The sequence below is a fragment of the Arthrobacter sp. GCM10027362 genome, from assembly GCF_042679445.1.
Taxonomy (GTDB): Bacteria; Actinomycetota; Actinomycetes; order Actinomycetales; family Micrococcaceae; genus Crystallibacter.
This window is the reverse complement of record NZ_JBHTML010000093.1, coordinates 1-15,528: the sequence shown is the minus strand read 5'-3', so window position 1 is coordinate 15,528 and position 15,528 is coordinate 1. Positions and strand designations below refer to the sequence as shown.

The 15,528-nt window shown below is 70.8% G+C and carries 12 protein-coding genes and 1 riboswitch; of the genes, 9 read left to right on the top strand and 3 right to left on the bottom strand.

Annotated features, from left to right (window positions below):
• Nucleotides 1-535 (top strand): NAD(P)/FAD-dependent oxidoreductase (locus ACFQ36_RS13665; RefSeq protein ID WP_377014454.1); only part of this gene is annotated, 535 nt, incomplete at its 5' end.
• Between the two features lie 13 nt (nt 536-548).
• Here ACFQ36_RS13665 and ACFQ36_RS13660 read toward each other — a convergent pair.
• Entirely contained in the window at nt 549-1,568 is a 1,020-nt protein-coding gene (locus ACFQ36_RS13660; RefSeq protein WP_377014452.1) for an ABC transporter substrate-binding protein, read from the bottom strand.
• Nucleotides 1,569-1,754: 186 nt separating this feature from the next.
• Between ACFQ36_RS13660 and ACFQ36_RS13655 the strand changes: the two genes are divergently transcribed.
• From ACFQ36_RS13655 to ACFQ36_RS13635, 5 genes are all read left to right on the top strand, one after another.
• Entirely contained in the window at nt 1,755-2,465 is a 711-nt protein-coding gene (locus tag ACFQ36_RS13655; RefSeq protein WP_377014450.1) for an IclR family transcriptional regulator, read from the top strand.
• A 22-nt stretch (nt 2,466-2,487) separates the two neighbouring features.
• Nucleotides 2,488-3,687, top strand: coding sequence for an allantoate amidohydrolase (locus tag ACFQ36_RS13650; protein WP_377014448.1), 1,200 nt, complete (start codon nt 2,488-2,490; stop codon nt 3,685-3,687).
• Nucleotides 3,684-5,051, top strand: a complete 1,368-nt coding sequence (locus ACFQ36_RS13645) for a formimidoylglutamate deiminase (RefSeq protein WP_377014446.1) — start codon at nt 3,684-3,686, stop codon at nt 5,049-5,051. Before ACFQ36_RS13650 ends, ACFQ36_RS13645 begins: the two co-directional genes overlap by 4 nt.
• Before the next feature lie 4 nt (nt 5,052-5,055).
• Nucleotides 5,056-6,288: an imidazolonepropionase gene (hutI, locus tag ACFQ36_RS13640; RefSeq protein ID WP_377014444.1), complete on the top strand. Its 1,233-nt coding sequence runs from the start codon at nt 5,056-5,058 to the stop codon at nt 6,286-6,288.
• Nucleotides 6,289-6,430: 142 nt separating this feature from the next.
• Nucleotides 6,431-7,222, top strand: coding sequence for a CPBP family intramembrane glutamic endopeptidase (locus ACFQ36_RS13635; protein WP_377014442.1), 792 nt, complete (start codon nt 6,431-6,433; stop codon nt 7,220-7,222).
• Nucleotides 7,223-7,843: 621 nt separating this feature from the next.
• Here the strand turns inward: ACFQ36_RS13635 and ACFQ36_RS13630 are convergent.
• Nucleotides 7,844-8,485 carry a VOC family protein gene (locus ACFQ36_RS13630; RefSeq protein ID WP_377014440.1) on the bottom strand — a complete coding sequence of 214 codons (642 nt, stop codon included), beginning with the start codon at nt 8,483-8,485 and terminating at the stop codon, nt 7,844-7,846.
• Nucleotides 8,486-8,646: 161 nt separating this feature from the next.
• A riboswitch (SAM riboswitch) is annotated at nt 8,647-8,762 on the top strand.
• Nucleotides 8,763-8,829: 67 nt separating this feature from the next.
• On the opposite strand from ACFQ36_RS13630, the gene ACFQ36_RS13625 reads away from it, so the two are divergent.
• The 3 genes from ACFQ36_RS13625 (at nt 8,830) to ACFQ36_RS13615 (ending at nt 14,417) form a co-directional block, all read left to right on the top strand.
• On the top strand, nt 8,830-10,146 hold the full coding sequence (locus ACFQ36_RS13625) for a bifunctional o-acetylhomoserine/o-acetylserine sulfhydrylase (protein ID WP_377014438.1): 1,317 nt from the start codon (nt 8,830-8,832) through the stop codon (nt 10,144-10,146).
• 19 nt (nt 10,147-10,165) lie between these two features.
• A complete protein-coding gene (locus ACFQ36_RS13620) occupies nt 10,166-11,308 on the top strand; it encodes a homoserine O-acetyltransferase (RefSeq protein WP_377014436.1) in 1,143 nt (380 codons plus the stop codon).
• Nucleotides 11,309-11,372: 64 nt separating this feature from the next.
• Complete coding sequence (locus tag ACFQ36_RS13615) at nt 11,373-14,417, top strand: alpha-mannosidase (protein ID WP_377014434.1); 3,045 nt, start codon at nt 11,373-11,375, stop codon at nt 14,415-14,417.
• Nucleotides 14,418-14,422: 5 nt separating this feature from the next.
• Here the strand turns inward: ACFQ36_RS13615 and ACFQ36_RS13610 are convergent.
• A partial coding sequence (locus ACFQ36_RS13610; RefSeq protein ID WP_377014432.1) for a winged helix DNA-binding domain-containing protein occupies nt 14,423-15,528 on the bottom strand: 1,106 nt, incomplete at its 5' end.

Sequence of the window (15,528 nt, the reverse complement as noted above, 5' to 3'; positions counted from 1 at the left end):
CGCCGGGGCCTGGGCGGACCAGGTGGCCGGGCTCTTCGGCGCCGCGCCGCAGGGCCTGGTGCCGTACCGGCGCACCGCCGCCGTCGTCGACGTCGAACGTCCGCTCGCGCCTGGCCAGCCCATGGTCGCGGCCGCGGACCACACCTTCTACTACCGTCCCGAGGGCAGCCAGGTGCTCATCTCACCCTCGGAGGCGGTGCCCAGCATGGCCGAGGACGCCAGACCGCGGCCCGGCGACGTCGAGGCCGTCGTCGAACTGGTCGACCGGCTGACCACCATGGGCATCCGTTCGGTGGCGCGCGCCTGGACCGGCCTGCGCACCGAGCCGGCGGACGGGCACCCGGTGGTAGGCTTCGACGGCGCCGTGGGCGGCTTCTTCTGGCTGGCCGGCCAGGGCGGCTACGGCTTCCAGACCTCCTGCGGGATCGCCGAGCTGGCCGCGGCGCTGCTGATGGGGCAGGACAGCGGGCCCTGGTCGGCGGCAGCCGCGGCGGCGCTCAGCCCGCTGCGCGGCGGCCACAGCCCCGCTCCGTAGGGCACCGGGGCCGCTACTGGACGATCAGCGCGTTGTAGTCCGGCTCGTTCTCCAGCACGCCGTACTTCTTGGCCGCGGTCCCCAGCGCCTTGAGCCCGTCCAGGTTGATTTCCGGGCGCCAGGCGGTCATCTCGACCTTTTCGGCCAGCTCCGGGGTGACCTTGGCGTAGTCCTGGATAATCGTCCGCACCTGGTCTTCGTTCTCCGAGGCGTACTCGAAGGACTTGTGCAGCGCCGTCCGGAAGCGCTCCACCAGCTCCGGGTTCCGGTCCAGGGTCTGCTGGGAGGTGAAGTAGAAGGCCGAGTCGAAGTTTTCCGCCATGTCCGTCATCGGGCTGGCCACGATCTTGCCGCCGGCATCCAGGATCTGGGTGCGGAAGGGCTCGGTGGTCCACGCCGCGTCGACATCGCCCCGGGCCAGGGCCGCGGGCATATTGGGGTAGGGGATCTCCACGAATTTCACCTGCCGCGGGTCGCCGCCGGCCTGCTCGACGGAGTTGCGGATGGTGATGTCCGCGAAGTTGTTCAGCGCATTGACCGCGACCGTCCTGCCGGCCAGGTCGGCGGGGCCGCTGATGCCGCTGTCGGGCATGGCGGCGACCTCGGTGGTGTCGTGGCCGGGTTCGTTGGTGGAGCTGGAGCCGTTGGAAATGACCTTGATTGGCAGCGACTCGTCCTGGGCGATCAGCAGGGAGACGGCATTCGAGTAGCCGAACTGGTACTCGCCGGTGGTCACCGCCGGGACGATGGCCGCGCCGCCCTGGGCAGGCTGCAATTCGAGCTCGATCCCTTCGTCCTCGAAGAATCCTTGCCTTTCGCCGAGGTACATGGGAGCGACGTCGGTAATGGGCAGCACGCCCACGGTCACCTTGTCCAGCTTGCCGGCGCCGGCAGCGGCGGAGCCGGGTTCCGACGAGGACGGGCTGCCGCCGCCGCAGCCGGCGAGGGTGAAGATCCCCGCCACGGCGGCGGACATGGCCCCGAGGGTGATGCGGCGGCGCGGGCCGGTTGGCCGCAGGTCTTGGATGAACACGGTTCCTCTCCAGTTCTGCCGGCAAGTGGCATGATCGTTTCAAGTAATGAAATGCAAATGTACGGATGCCGGCAGTTTGCGTCAATGGGGGATCGAGGGGTCCCGGGCGCCACTAATTGCCACTGGTTGAAATAAGTGTTTTACTAAGTGCAATAAGCCTTTCTCCGCCTCCTGAAAGGGACCTGCATGGTTGACGGTGCCGCTCCGGATGCCACCACACGGGCCGCCGACAGGGCCCTGGGGCTGTTGCGCGTGGTCTGCGAGCACGACGGCGTCAAACTCGCCGACGCGGCCAAGGAGATGGGGCTCTCGGCCAGCACCGCGCTGCGCCTCCTGCGCACCTTGGAAGCCAACGGCTTCGCGGCCCGGCGGGGGGACGGGCTGTACCGCCCGGGCTACCGGATGGTCCAGCTGGGCGTCCAGGCGCTCAGCCACGATTCGCTCGTGGCCACCAGCCGCGCCGCCCTGCAGTCCGTGGTGGCCCGCACGGGCGAGTCGGCCTACCTGAGCGTGGCAGCGGGCAACACGCACGGCCTGTACCTGGCCATCGAAGAAGGGACGCAGTCCGTGCGGCACATCAACTGGGTCGGCAGGACGTTCCCGCTCGAGGGCAGCGCGGCCGGCGCGGCCCTGCAGGGGAAGGTGGAGCCGGGCTCGTTCATCGTCGTCGCCGAGGGCGTGGAACCGGACATCACCGCCGTGGCCGCGCCGGTCATGGCCGGCTCCAAGGTGGTGGCGGCGCTGAGCGTGGTGGCGCCGAGCTACCGCACCACGCCGGAGGCCGCCCGGACCCTTGGCACGGTAGTGGCAGCCGAAGCCGGCAGGCTCTTTGCCGCTCCTGCCGACGATCCGGCCGGCGCCGCCGGCCTCGACGACTCCCAGCCTGCCGCCGGATGATCCAACCGACCCAAGGAACCAAATGCAAACCGTAACCTCGTTGCTCAACTCCATCGCCGGCGTCGGCCGGGACACCGTCCGCGGCGGCTACACCCGCCCCGTCTATTCGGCGGCGGAGCTGGACCTGCGCGCGTGGTTCATCGAGCAGGCCGGACGCCGCGGGCTGGACGTGGAAACGGACCGCAACGGGATCCTCTGGGCGTGGTGGGGCGAACCGCAGCCCGGGGCGCTGGTCACCGGCAGCCACCTGGACTCGGTCCCCGGCGGCGGGGCCTTCGACGGCCCGCTCGGGGTGGCCGCCGCGCTCGCCGCCGTGGACGAGCTGCGGGCCCGCGGCGTTGCGCCGCACCGTTCGCTGGCCGTCACGGTCTTCCCGGAAGAGGAAGGCTCCCGCTTCGGGGTGGCCTGCCTGGGCTCGCGCCTGCTCACCGGCGGCATCGACGCGGACAGGGCCCGCAACCTGCGCGACGCGGACGGCAACAGCTTCGCCGAGGTTGCCCGGGCCAACGGGCTGGATCCGGAGCAGCTGGGCGCGGACCCGGAGGCGCTGGCCAGGATCGGGGACTTCATCGAACTGCACGTGGAGCAGGGCCGCGGGCTCGGCGAGGACGGGCCTGCCGTCGCCGTCGGCAGTTCCATCCTCGGCCACGGCCGCTGGAAGCTGGGCGTCACCGGACAGGGCAACCACGCCGGCACCACGCTGATGGAGGACCGCCAGGATCCCATGGTGGCCGCCGCGCAGATTATCCTGGCGGTCCGGCAGGTGGCCGCGGCCCGGCAGGACGCCCGGGCCACTGTCGGGCGGATCCAGCCGGTGCCCGGGGGCACCAACGTGATTGCTTCCCGGGTCGATCTGTGGCTGGACGTGCGCCATCCGGACGATGCGGTGACTGCCCGGCTGGTGGAGACCATCCACGGCAAGGCGCAGAAGATCGCCGCGTTCGAAGGCTGCACGGTGGCCCTGACCGAGGAGTCCTACAGCGGTACGGTGCATTTCGATCCGGCCCTGCAGCGCCAGCTGGAGAACGCCCTGCCGGGTGCCCCGGTGCTGGCCACCGGGGCCGGACATGACGCCGGCGTGCTCGCCGGGCACGTCCCTGCCGGCATGCTGTTCATCAAGAATCCGACAGGGATTTCGCATTCGCCGGAGGAATTCGTGGAGCCGGCCGACGCCGATGCCTCGGCCGCCGCGCTCGCGGACGTACTGGAGGCGCTGCTGTGAGCGGGCTCTGGTGCGAGGCGGCGTGGCTGCCCGGCCGGGGCGTGGTGGACAGCGTCCGTGCCGAGGTGGATGAGGCCGGGATCGTCACCTCGATCCGTTCCGGAGTCCCCGCGGAAGCTGCTGACCTGCGCGTTGCGGGCGTGGCCTTCCCGGCTGCCTCCAACGCGCATTCGCATGCCTTCCACCGGGTGCTGCGCGGGCGCACCCACAACATGGGCGTGGGCAGCTTCTGGACCTGGCGTGAGCAGATGTACCGGGCCGCCGGCGCCCTCACACCGGATTTGTACGAGGAGTTGGCCACCGCGGTCTTCGCCGAGATGGTGGTGACCGGCTGGACCGGGGTGGCCGAATTCCACTATGTCCACCACCAGCCGGACGGCACCCCCTACGGCGGCAATACCGGCGGGCAGCATGCCATGGAGTTGGCGCTGGCCCGGGCCGCAGTGAATGCGCGGATCCGGCTGACGCTGCTGGATACCTGCTACCTGGCCGGCGGGATCGGCCAGCCGTTGTCACGGGAGCAGGCTCGCTTCGGCGACGCCGGCGTCGAGGCCTGGCTGCAGCGCCTGCAGTCGCTGCGGGAGGTAGTGGCACGCGATTTCTCCCCGGACCACGTCAGCGTGGCTGCGGCCCTGCACTCGGTGCGCGGGGTGCCCGAAGAAGCGCTGCCGGTGATTGCCAGCCGGCTGCCGGAGGATATCCCGCTGCACATCCACCTCTCGGAGCAGCCGGCGGAGAACGAGGCCTGCCTGCAGGCCACCGGACTCACCCCCACCGGGCTGCTGCACCGGCACGGTCTGGTCACCTCCCGGCTGTCGGCGGTCCACGCCACCCACCTGACCGAGTCCGATATAGCTCTCCTGGGCGCCGGGCATGCCACCGTGGTGATGTGCCCGACCACCGAGGCGGACCTGGGCGACGGCATTGGGCCGGCCGCCGCCCTGCGCGACGCCGGCGCCCGGATTGCGCTCGGCACCGACCAGCACGCCGTCGTCGACCCCTGGCTGGAAATGCGCGCCCTCGAGCACGGCGAACGGCTGCGCTCGGGCCAGCGCGGCTGGTTCCCGCCCGAAGCCCTGCATGAGGCCGCCTCCGATGCCGGTGCGATATCCCAGGGCCGGCGGCTGCCCGGACTGCAGCCGGGCCGGTATTGCGACCTGATGGCCGTGGACCCGGCCAGCCTGCGCACGGTGGGCTCGCAGCGCGACCAGCTGGCGCTGACGGCGACCGCCCAGGACGTGGCCACGGTGGTGGTCGGCGGCAGGCTGGCAGCCCGCAAGGGCATCCACGCCGTCCTCGGCGACCCGGCGTCCCTGCTCGCTGCCGCCATCGCCAAAATCGACACCGCACCGGAAGGCCCCTGACCCGATGGCCGAATCACTGTCGCTGCTGATCACCAATATTGGCGAGCTGATGACCCAGGATCCGGCCCGCGGAGCGGACACCGTGCTGCACGATGCCGCCGTCGTGGTGGAGGGGGAGCGGATCGCCTGGCTGGGACCGGCGGCCGGGGCGCCGGCGGCCGATGCCGAATACGACGCCGGCGGCCGGGCCGTGCTGCCCGGCTGGGTGGATTCGCACACCCATCTGGTCTTCGCCGGGGACCGCACTGCCGAGTTCGAGGCCCGGATGGCGGGGCAAAGCTATCAGGCCGGCGGCATCGCCGCCACCGTCGAGGCCACCAGGGCCGCCGGCGACTTCGAGCTGACCCGGCTGCTGCAGGAACGCGCCGCCGAGGCCTGCGCGGGCGGCACCACGTACCTGGAGACGAAGACCGGCTACGGGCTGGACGTGGAACAGGAGGAACGCAGTGCCCGGCTTGCCGCCACGGTGGCGGACCAGGTCACCTACCTCGGCGCCCACCTGGTGCCGGCCGGCATCGACGCCGACAAGTACACGGACCTGGTCTGCGCCGAGATGCTCCAGGCGGTGCGGCCCTACGTGCAGTGGGCGGACGTCTTCTGCGAGCGCGGGGCATTCACCGAGGAACAGTCTCGCCGCGTGCTCGCCGCCTGCCGGGACGCGGGACTGGGCCTGCGGGTGCACGGCAACCAGCTCGGCGAGGGGCCGGGGGTGGCGCTGGCGGTCGAGTTCGGTGCCGCGAGCGTGGACCACGTGAACCACCTCTCGGACACGGACGTGGAGCTGCTGGCCGGCTCCTGGGACGGCTGGGACGCCGCTTTTGGCACCGGCGGGCGCGGCACGGTGGCCACCTGCCTGCCGGCCTGCGACCTGTCCACCCGGCAGCCGTTGGCTCCGGCGCGGCGGCTGCTGGATGCCGGCGTCGAAATCGCGCTGGCCTCGAACTGCAACCCGGGCACCTCCTACACCAGCTCGATGAACTACTGCGTGGCCACGGCGGTGCTGCAGATGGGCCTGAGCGTGCACGAGGCGGTACGCGCGGCAACCTACGGCGGTGCGCTGGCGCTGGGGATGCACGCCGGCAGCGATGCCGACGGCGGGCGCGCGGTGGGCTCGATCGCCGTCGGACACCGGGCGGACCTGCACCTGCTCAACGCGCCCTCGGCCACGCACCTGGCGTACCGGCCGGGCATGCCGCTGACCGCTGCGGTTTGGCGGGCCGGCCAGCTGGTCGCCTGAGGTTGGGGCAGCGTTCAGCGGCTTCCCCGTCCCTGGCGGGCTCAGGACGGGGACCCCTGCCGCTTCTCTTGGCGTGTCGCTGCCGCGCCACGTAGGGACCCGGCTGCCCCACCTGGGGGACCGACAGGGCAAGATAGTGTGCATGCGGACCGAGACCACGCCCACTCCGGCGATACCCCGCACCCGCGGCTATTACCGGGCCGAAGTGCTGATTGTGCTGGGACTGTCGCTGGGGCAGTCCGCAGTGTATGCGGTGGTGGACCTGCTCGAAAAGGCCACCCGGGCGCCGCTGGCGTCGCAGACCACCAAACTCAACCCGGTCCTGGACCAGCGCGAGATCTTCGACCTGATCTACCAGCTGCTGGGGATCTTCTTCGCGCTGGTCCCGGTGGCGCTGGCGCTGTTCCTGCTCGCCGCGTCCGGCAGGCCGGCCGGACAGTCAGTGTTCCGCCGGCTGGGATTCGACTTCGCCCGGCCCGGGCTGGACTTCGGCCTCGGCCTGGCGCTGGCGGTGGTCATGGGGGCGGGGACCTTGGGCGTGTATGCGGCCGGCCGGGCCCTGGGAATTACGACGGCGATCGTGCCGGCGGCGCTGGACACCTACTGGTGGACGCTTCCGGTGCTGGTCCTGTCCGCCCTGCGCCACGCGGTGGTCGAGGAAGTCATCGTGGTGGGCTACCTGTTCGAGCGGCTGGCCAGGTTCGGCTGGGGCAACTGGACCGTCATCCTGGCCAGTGCCCTGGTCCGCGGGTCCTACCACCTGTACCAGGGGATCGGGCCGGGCATCGGCAACTTCCTGATGGGGCTGGTCTTCGGCTACGCCTACACCCGGACCCGGCGCGTGATGCCGCTGGTGGTGGCGCACGCGTTCCTGGACATTGCCGGTTTCGTCGGCTACGCCCTCTTCGGCCCCGCCATCGGCCTCGGCCGCTGACCCCGCTTCCCCTGCCGTCCCTTCCATCATCCCGTCCCCTTCCGCCCTTCCACCTGCATTTCCCTTCGGAACGGGAATATCCTGTGCCGGCGGAACGCGGTGAATACCCGGATGGCGGGAAACCGGGGGAGAGTCTGCCGGTCCCGGGCCGAATGGGCCGGCGAGAGTACATCGGTCGGGCGGCTGCGGCCAGCTGCGGTTCCACCTGTCCTGCGTCCGACCGGCGGCGGTCAGGGTCCTCGCCAGCCCGCGGGGATTCCGCGGCGAGGCCGGGTCCCACGTTGCGTCCCACATCCAGCGGATAAAATCCAGGCCGGCGGCGAGCCGAAAATGCTTCCAGAAGAAGTCCGTGATGCCCGGCAGTTGCCCGTCCGCGTCGAAGACCGGAGCCTGGCGTCCATGTATCCACCCTGCGGTCCGGGACCAAGCCTGCGGATTCACTGCCGTTCGTTTGTGGACTCCGCGGGTCCCGCCGGAACCTGTGGAGGAGCACATAAAGAAAACCCCTCGTTCCGGGAACCTGCTGCATGAACCTTGGGCAGCAGGTTCCCGGAACGAGGGGAAATGCCCGGGCCGGGCGGGAGCGCCGGAGCTGTTGAGCCGCGGGGCGGCGCGGCCGGGTCAGATTTCGACGACGCCGTTCGGGGTTTCGAAGCGCACGGAGAGGATGCCCGGCTCGCCCTTGGGCGCGGTCCAGGCCACCTTGACGTCCTCGAGCAGGTCATTGACCGGGGTGCCGAGCCAGTCCGCTACCCGCTCGGAGGACCCGGCAATCGTCAGGCCGATCAGCTTGACGATCGCCGGGCGGGCGTTGGAGGGGTGCAGGTCCTCCGTGCCGTCATCCCAGCGGATCATATAAGGCACCTGCGGATCGGCGATCAGGCCCTTGATGCCGATCTGCTGCCAGGTCAGTTCCTGCCCGTCCGGGAACTTGCGGTTGCCCGGGACGGCGCTGCGACCGAGCCGCTTTTCGAAGGGCTTGAGGTCATCGACCTCCACGCACCAGCCCATCCAGCCGCCGCCGGCCTCGGAGCGTGCCCGCACCGCCTGCCCGAAGGGCGCCTTGTCCGACGCGGGGTGGTCCAGCACCTCCACGACCTCGAGGTAGTGCCGGTCCGTCAGCGGGAAAATGGTATTGCGGGTGCCGAAGCGGGGGTGTACGCCGCCCTTGACGGCCTCAATGCCCAGGACCTTTGAAATCCGTTCGGTCGTGGCGGCGAGGCCATCGGGTTCGGCAGCATAGGAGACATGATCGAAGCGCATGGCTTCATCTTGGCATTTTGTGATCCACCTCTCGACTTAGGCCAGCCTAAGTGCGAACGGGGGCCGGTTCCGCCCGCGATTCGGCCCCCATGGTTCACACGTCGTCACATTAGTTGTTCCTAACTTGCCGCTGGGGCCGGCCATGGGCGAACCTGTATGCAGGTCATGAGTGCCAGCGCCAAGCCCCGGCTTGCTGGCCGGCAACCCTCCAACCGCGGTGGGGTGCCCCGGGTGAAGACCTGGCCTGTTGCCAAGAGGCGGCAGGCAAGCGCGGGTCGCACCCGTAGGCAGGCCGGTAGTACCGGCGTCCTGTCCGGTGGACCCCGAGTTGAGGGAGATGTCCAATGTCCAATGATTGGTCTTTCGAAACCCGCCAGATCCACGTCGGCCAGGAGCCGGATGCCGCCACCGGCGCCCGGGCCCTGCCCATCTACCAGACGACGTCGTTCGTCTTCCCCAGCGCCGAGAGCGCGGCCAGCCGCTTCGCGCTGCAGGAACTGGCCCCGATCTACACCCGGATCGGCAATCCCACGCAGGAAGCCGTGGAAACACGCATCGCCAACCTCGAAGGTGGCGCCGGCGCGCTGCTGCTGTCCTCCGGACAGGCGGCGGCCACCTATGCCATCCTCAACCTGGCCGAGGCCGGGGACCACATCGTGGCCAGCCCCAGCCTGTACGGCGGCACCTACAACCTGCTGAAGAACACCCTGACCAGGTTCGGCATCCAGGTGACCTTCGTGGCGGATCCGGACGACCTGGCGCAGTGGCGCGCGGCCGTGAAGCCGAACACCAAGGCGTTCTTCGGCGAGGTGGTCTCCAACCCGCGCCAGGACGTGCTGGACATCGAGGGGGTCAGCGCCGCCGCGCACGAGGCCGGCGTGCCGCTGATCGTGGACAACACGCTTGCCACCCCGTACCTGATCCGCCCGATCGAGTGGGGCGCGGATATCGTGGTGCACTCGGCCACCAAATACCTCGGCGGCCACGGCACCGCAATCGGCGGCGTGATCGTGGATGCGGGCAAGTTCGACTTCGGCGCGGACCCGGCGAAGTTCCCGGGCTTCAACACCCCGGACGAGAGCTACAATGGCCTGGTCTTCGCCCGCGACCTTGGGGTGGGCGGCGCGCTGGGGGCCAACCTGGCCTACATCCTCAAGGCCCGCGTCCAGCTGCTGCGGGACCTGGGCTCCGCCATCTCCCCGTTCAACGCCTTCCTGATCGCCCAGGGCCTCGAGACCCTGAGCCTGCGGGTTCAGCGCCACGTGGAGAATGCGCAGAAGGTCGCCGAGTTCCTCGAAGCACACGACGACGTCGTTTCGGTGGCGTACGTGGGCCTGCCCTCGAGCCCCTGGTACGAGCGGGGACGCAAGTACGGGCCGAAGGGCACCGGTTCCGTCGTCGCGTTCGAAATCGCCGGCGGCGTGGAGGCGGGCAAGCAGTTCGTGGACGGGCTGGAGCTGCATTCGCATGTGGCCAACCTCGGCGACGTGCGCTCGCTGGCCATCCACCCGGCCTCGACCACGCACGCCCAGCTCTCGCCCGCGGAGCAGGTGGCCGCCGGCGTCACGCCGGGCCTGGTCCGGCTGGCCGTGGGCATAGAACACATCGACGACATTATCGCGGACCTGGAAGCCGGCTTCCGGTCCGCCAAGTCCGCATAGCCAGAGAGCGGGAGATGATTTGACCACTGTGCAGCCACAGGAACTCGTGGACACGGCCATCGACGGAACCCTGCGTTCGGTTTCGATCGGAGCCCTGGAACTGGAAACCGGCGGTTACCTGCCGGACGTTGTCCTTGGCTTCGAGACCTGGGGCACCCTGAACGGGGATGCCTCCAATGCCGTGCTGATCGAGCACGCCCTGACCGGCAGCACCCACGTGGCGCGCGGCGGATCGGACGAGGCAGGCTGGTGGGATTCGCTGGTCGGCCCCGGGGCCACCATCGACACCGACCGCTACTTCGTGGTGGCGGTAAACATGCTCGGCGGCTGCTACGGCTCCACCGGCCCGTCCTCCCCGGCCCCGGACGGGGCCCCGTGGGGTTCCCGCTTCCCGTTCGTGACCATCCGCGACTCGGTCCGCGCCGAGGCCCGGCTGGCCGACCTGCTCGGCATCCGGCGCTGGCACGCCGTGCTGGGTGGCTCCATGGGCGGCGCCCGGGCGCTGGAGTGGGCGGCCACCTATCCCGAACGCACCGCCCGTTGCGCGGTGATTTCCTGCGGTGCGGCCAGCACCGCCGAGCAGATCGCCTTCGCCCAGGCCCAGGTCGCGGCCATCCGGCTGGATCCGGACTTCGCCGGCGGGGACTACTACGGCGGCCCGGTGCCGGAGGCCGGGCTGGGCATCGCCCGGCGGATCGCGCACATCACCTACCGGTCCGAACCCGAACTGGAATTCCGGTTCAGCCGGAACGCGCAGGACGGCGAGCATCCGTTCGGCGGCATCACGCATGCCGCCCGCGGCCGCTACGCGGTCGAAAGCTACCTGGACCACCAGGCCGGCAAGCTCGTGCGCCGCTTCGACGCCAACAGCTACATCGTGCTCACCGAGGCGCTGATGAGCCACGACGTCGCCCGCGGCCGCGGGACGGTGGCGGAAGCCCTGGCCGGCTGTACGGACACCGGGTTCTTCATCGCCGCGGTGGACTCGGACCGGCTCTACCTGCCCGAGCAGTCCCGCCAGCTGGCCCGGGCGCTGCCGAATCCGGTCACGGTCCACACCATCCGGACCCCGATCGGCCATGACGGGTTCCTGACGGACATCCACCAGCTGGATATGGAACTGGTGCGGTATTTCTTCCCGCTGAGCGCACCCGTAGAGTAGCTCCCAACGGCCGGCTTACGGCCGGACGCTTCCACCCGCGGGGCCGCCATGCACCACGATCGCCATGCACCATAATGCAGCGCAGGCAGAGGCCAGGATCGCGCGGTTCGTCGTCGAGCGGCTGGAACCTGCGGTCCACGGCCTGCGCTGGCCGCTGGCAGCGGCAGCCTGGAGCTGCCCGGACGCTCCGGTGCCTTTCGCGGAGGCCGCGGTCCAGCGCTACGAACCGTTCCGGACCGGGCAGCGCTGGGGCGCGCCGTGGGGCACCACGTGGTTCCGGCTCACCGGTGCCTTTCCGGCCGACGATGCCGGGGCCCGGCTGCCCGGCCGGCAGCCCGAGGTCCTGGTCGACCTGGGCTTCACCCCGGGACTGCCGGGTTTCCAGGCCGAGGGGCTCGGCTACTCCGCGGACGGCACCGTGCTCAAGGGCCTGTCCCCGTTCAACCGGCACCTTCCGCTGCCCGCCGGGTCCGGCGGACCGGTCGAGCTCTATGTCGAAGCGGCCGCCAATCCGGATATCGCAAACGGCTTCACCTTTGCCCCCACGATGCTGGGGGATCCCGCCACCGCCGGCAGGGAACCGCTCTACAGCTTCGGCGGAGCGCAGCTGGTCCTGCGCGAGGTGGAGGTCTGGGAACTGCTGCAGGACTTCCGGACCCTGGCCTCGCTCATGCTGGCGCTGCCGGACCAGCTGCCCCGGCGCGCCGGGATCCTGCACGCCCTGGAACAGGCCCTGGACCTGCTGGATCCGGATGATATCGCCGGCACGGACGCCGCCGGCCGGGCGGCCCTGGCCGGCACGCTGGCCGTCCCGGCGGCTGCCAGCGCGCACCGAATCCACGCCGTCGGACATGCCCATATCGACTCGGCCTGGCTGTGGCCGGTGCGCGAAACCGTCCGCAAAGTGGCCCGCACCTTCGCCAATGCCCTGGAGCTGATGGAGCAGGACCCCGGCTTCGTCTTCGCGGCCTCCTCTGCCCAGCATTACGCCTGGCTCAAGCAGCACCATCCGGGCCTGTATGAACGGGTGAAGCAGAAGGTGGGCACGGGGCAGTTCGTGCCGGCCGGCGGCATGTGGGTGGAGGCCGATACCAACCTGCCCGGCGGCGAGGCCTTGGCGCGCCAGTTCGTTGCCGGCAAGCGGTTCTTCCTGGACGAATTCGGTGTGGAGCCGCTCGATGTCTGGCTGCCGGACAGTTTCGGCTACTCGGCGGCCCTGCCGCAGATTGCCCGGGCCGCCGGATCCCGCTGGCTGATGACCCAGAAGCTGTCCTGGAACGATACGAACAGCTTTCCGCACCACACCTTCGCCTGGGAGGGGATCGACGGCAGCCGGATCTTCACCCACCTGCCGCCGGTGGAGAGCTACAGTTCGGACCTGTCCGGGCTGGAGCTGGCCCGGGCCGAACGCCGGTATGCCGAGCACGGGGCGGCGAACCGCTCGCTGGTGCCCTTCGGATGGGGCGACGGCGGCGGCGGACCCACCCGCGAAATGCTGGCCGCGGCGCGGCGCACGCGGGATCTTGAAGGGTCCCCGGCCGTGCAGCTGTCCAGCCCCGCGGCGTTCTTCACCGCGGCGGAGGCCGAATATCCTGATCCGCCGGTCTGGAGCGGGGAGCTGTACCTGGAATTCCACCGCGGCACCTACACCTCCCAGGCCGGCACGAAGCACGGCAACCGCCGGTGCGAACACCTGCTGCGGGAGGCCGAACTGTGGGCGGCCACCGCGGCGGTCCGCGGGACGGCGCCGTACCCCTATGACGCGTTGCAGGCGGCCTGGCGGACGGTGCTGCTGCAGCAGTTCCATGACATCCTGCCCGGGTCCTCGATCGCCTGGGTGCACCGCGAGGCCGAACGCAATTACCAACGGCTGGCGGCCGGGTTGGGCCTGGGCATCGAAACCTCGCTCCGTTCGCTGCTGGGCCGCGGCGGTTCCAGCGCACTGGCGAACGCCGGGCCCTACGCAGTGGACGGCGTGCCTGCGCTCGGTACGGCAGCGGCGACGACGGCGACGATGGCCGGCGGCACCGGGGTCACCGCCGCCGGGAGCGGCTGGGTGCTGTCCAACTCCCGGCTGCGTGTTGCCGTCGACGAGCAAGGCCTGATCGGGTCGATCCTGGACACCGCCGGCGGCCGGGAACTCATTCCGGCCGGGCAGCGCGCCAACATCCTGCAGCTCTTCCGGGATACCCCAAACCAGTGGGACGCCTGGAACCTCGACTCGCACTACGAAACGTCCCTGACCGAACTGCGGTCCGTCGACGCCGTCGAGGTGCTGGCCAACCCGGCCGCGGCGGCCGTCAGGATCAGCCGCCGTTTCGGCGCCTCGCAGGCGGTGCAGACCCTGACCCTGGCGGCGGACAGCCACGCGCTGGAGATCGAGACCCGCGTGGACTGGCATGAACGGAGGAAACTGCTCAAGCTGGCCTTTGCGCTCGATGTCCATGCGGACCGGGCCGCCTCCGAGATCCAGTTCGGGCACCTCTTCCGGCCCACCCACGCCAATACGTCCTGGGACGCCGCCCGCTTCGAAACCGTGGCACAGCGCTGGGTCCACGTGGGCGAACCCGGCTTCGGCGCCGCCCTCGCCAATGACTCGGTCTACGGCCACGACATCCGCCGCATCGGCGGGGCAACCGGCGGTACCCCCTTCACCCGCGTCCGGCAGTCGCTGCTGCGCGCTCCGCTGTATCCGGATCCGGAGGCGGACCAGGGTGCCCACACCTTCCGCACCACGCTGGTGCCCGGGGCCGACATCCCCGCGGCGGTACGGGCCGGCTACGGGCTCAACCTGCCGCTGCGCCGGATCGACGGCGTGGCCGGGCAGCGGATTGACCCCCTGTTCAGGGTGGACAACCCGGCGGTGGTAATCGAGGCCGTCAAGCTGGCCGAGGACCGCAGCGGGGACGTGGTGGTCCGGCTCTACGAAGCCCACGGCGGGCGGGCGGCGGCGCAGCTGGCCGCCGGCTTCGATTATGTGCAGGTCCGGGCCACGGATCTGCTGGAACGGAGCATCGACGCCGGCTGGCTCGAGACGCCCGCGGCGCGCATCGCCGTCGTCCGGCTCAGACCCTTCCAGCTGGCCACGCTGCGTTTCCGGCGGGCCTGAGGCCCTCAGCCGGGCGCCGCCAGCCGCAGCTCCACCGGCCGCCGCAGGAAGCGTGCGTAACGCCCCACGGCGGCGGCCAGGGCCTGCTCTTCGCCGGCCGTGAGGACGCGGTACGGCCGGACCTCGACAGCGGCAGCTTCTTTCGGGGTGAGGACGTGGCGCCAGCGCCCGGCCTGCAGTCCGTCGACGAGCAGCGGATGCAGGCTGAGGTTGGCGTTGCCCAGCCGCAGGCCGGCTACCTGTCCGCCGGAGCCGAACAGGTAGCCGCGGGTCGGCGTGTAGCCCATGACCATCTCGTCGTAGCACTGCAGCAGGTCGGCCCGGGGCCGGCGGGGTGCCCGCGCCGCGCCCGGAGCGGCGAGGAAGAACTCGTGGCCGTCGAACTTCAGGCGTTCCAGCGCACCGGGAGGAGCCGCCGCCAGCCCGCGCCCGATGTCCGCCACGGCCAGGCCGGACCACAGGGAGCAGTCCTTCACCGTGGCCGGGCCGTGGCCGGAGAAGTAGCGCAGCACCAGTCGGGCCAGGGCCTCGTCCCATGCCAGTGCCGCTGCGGCCGGCACCCGGTCCTCGAACAGCGCGTAGGTCTGCTTCACCGCGCCGCCGGCGGTGGTCCGCGGCGCCCCGCTGACCAGCAGCATGTCCAGTTCGGCGTTGAGCACCAGATGTCCCAGCCGCTGGCCGTAGAGCGATCCGCCGCGCAGCTTTCCGCCGGTGCGCTCAAGCACTCCGGCCCGTTCCAGCGCCGTGCCGAGCTCCTCCCGGGTCAGCTGCGCCCCGGAGGAGAGCGCTGCGGCGAGGGCCTCCTTGGCCTGTACCATGACGGCCTCGTCGATGCCGAGTTCGCGATCCCGGCTCTTGAGGGCGGCACGGACCCTGGGGCCGGAAAGCGCCAGCAGCCAGCGGGCATCTTCGCGGTGTACGAAGTGCCAGGTCGGCCGCAACACGTGCGTGCGCAGCAGGGTTCCGTCGGCGATGGCCGCGTCCACTGCCGCTGCATTGTCCCGGTCCGCCCCGGCACAGCGCTGGGCCACGGACCAGCGCGCGTACGCATACTCCTGCGCCTGCATGGCCAGCAGGCCGCGCAGGGCGGCGCCGGCGGTGCCGGCACCGG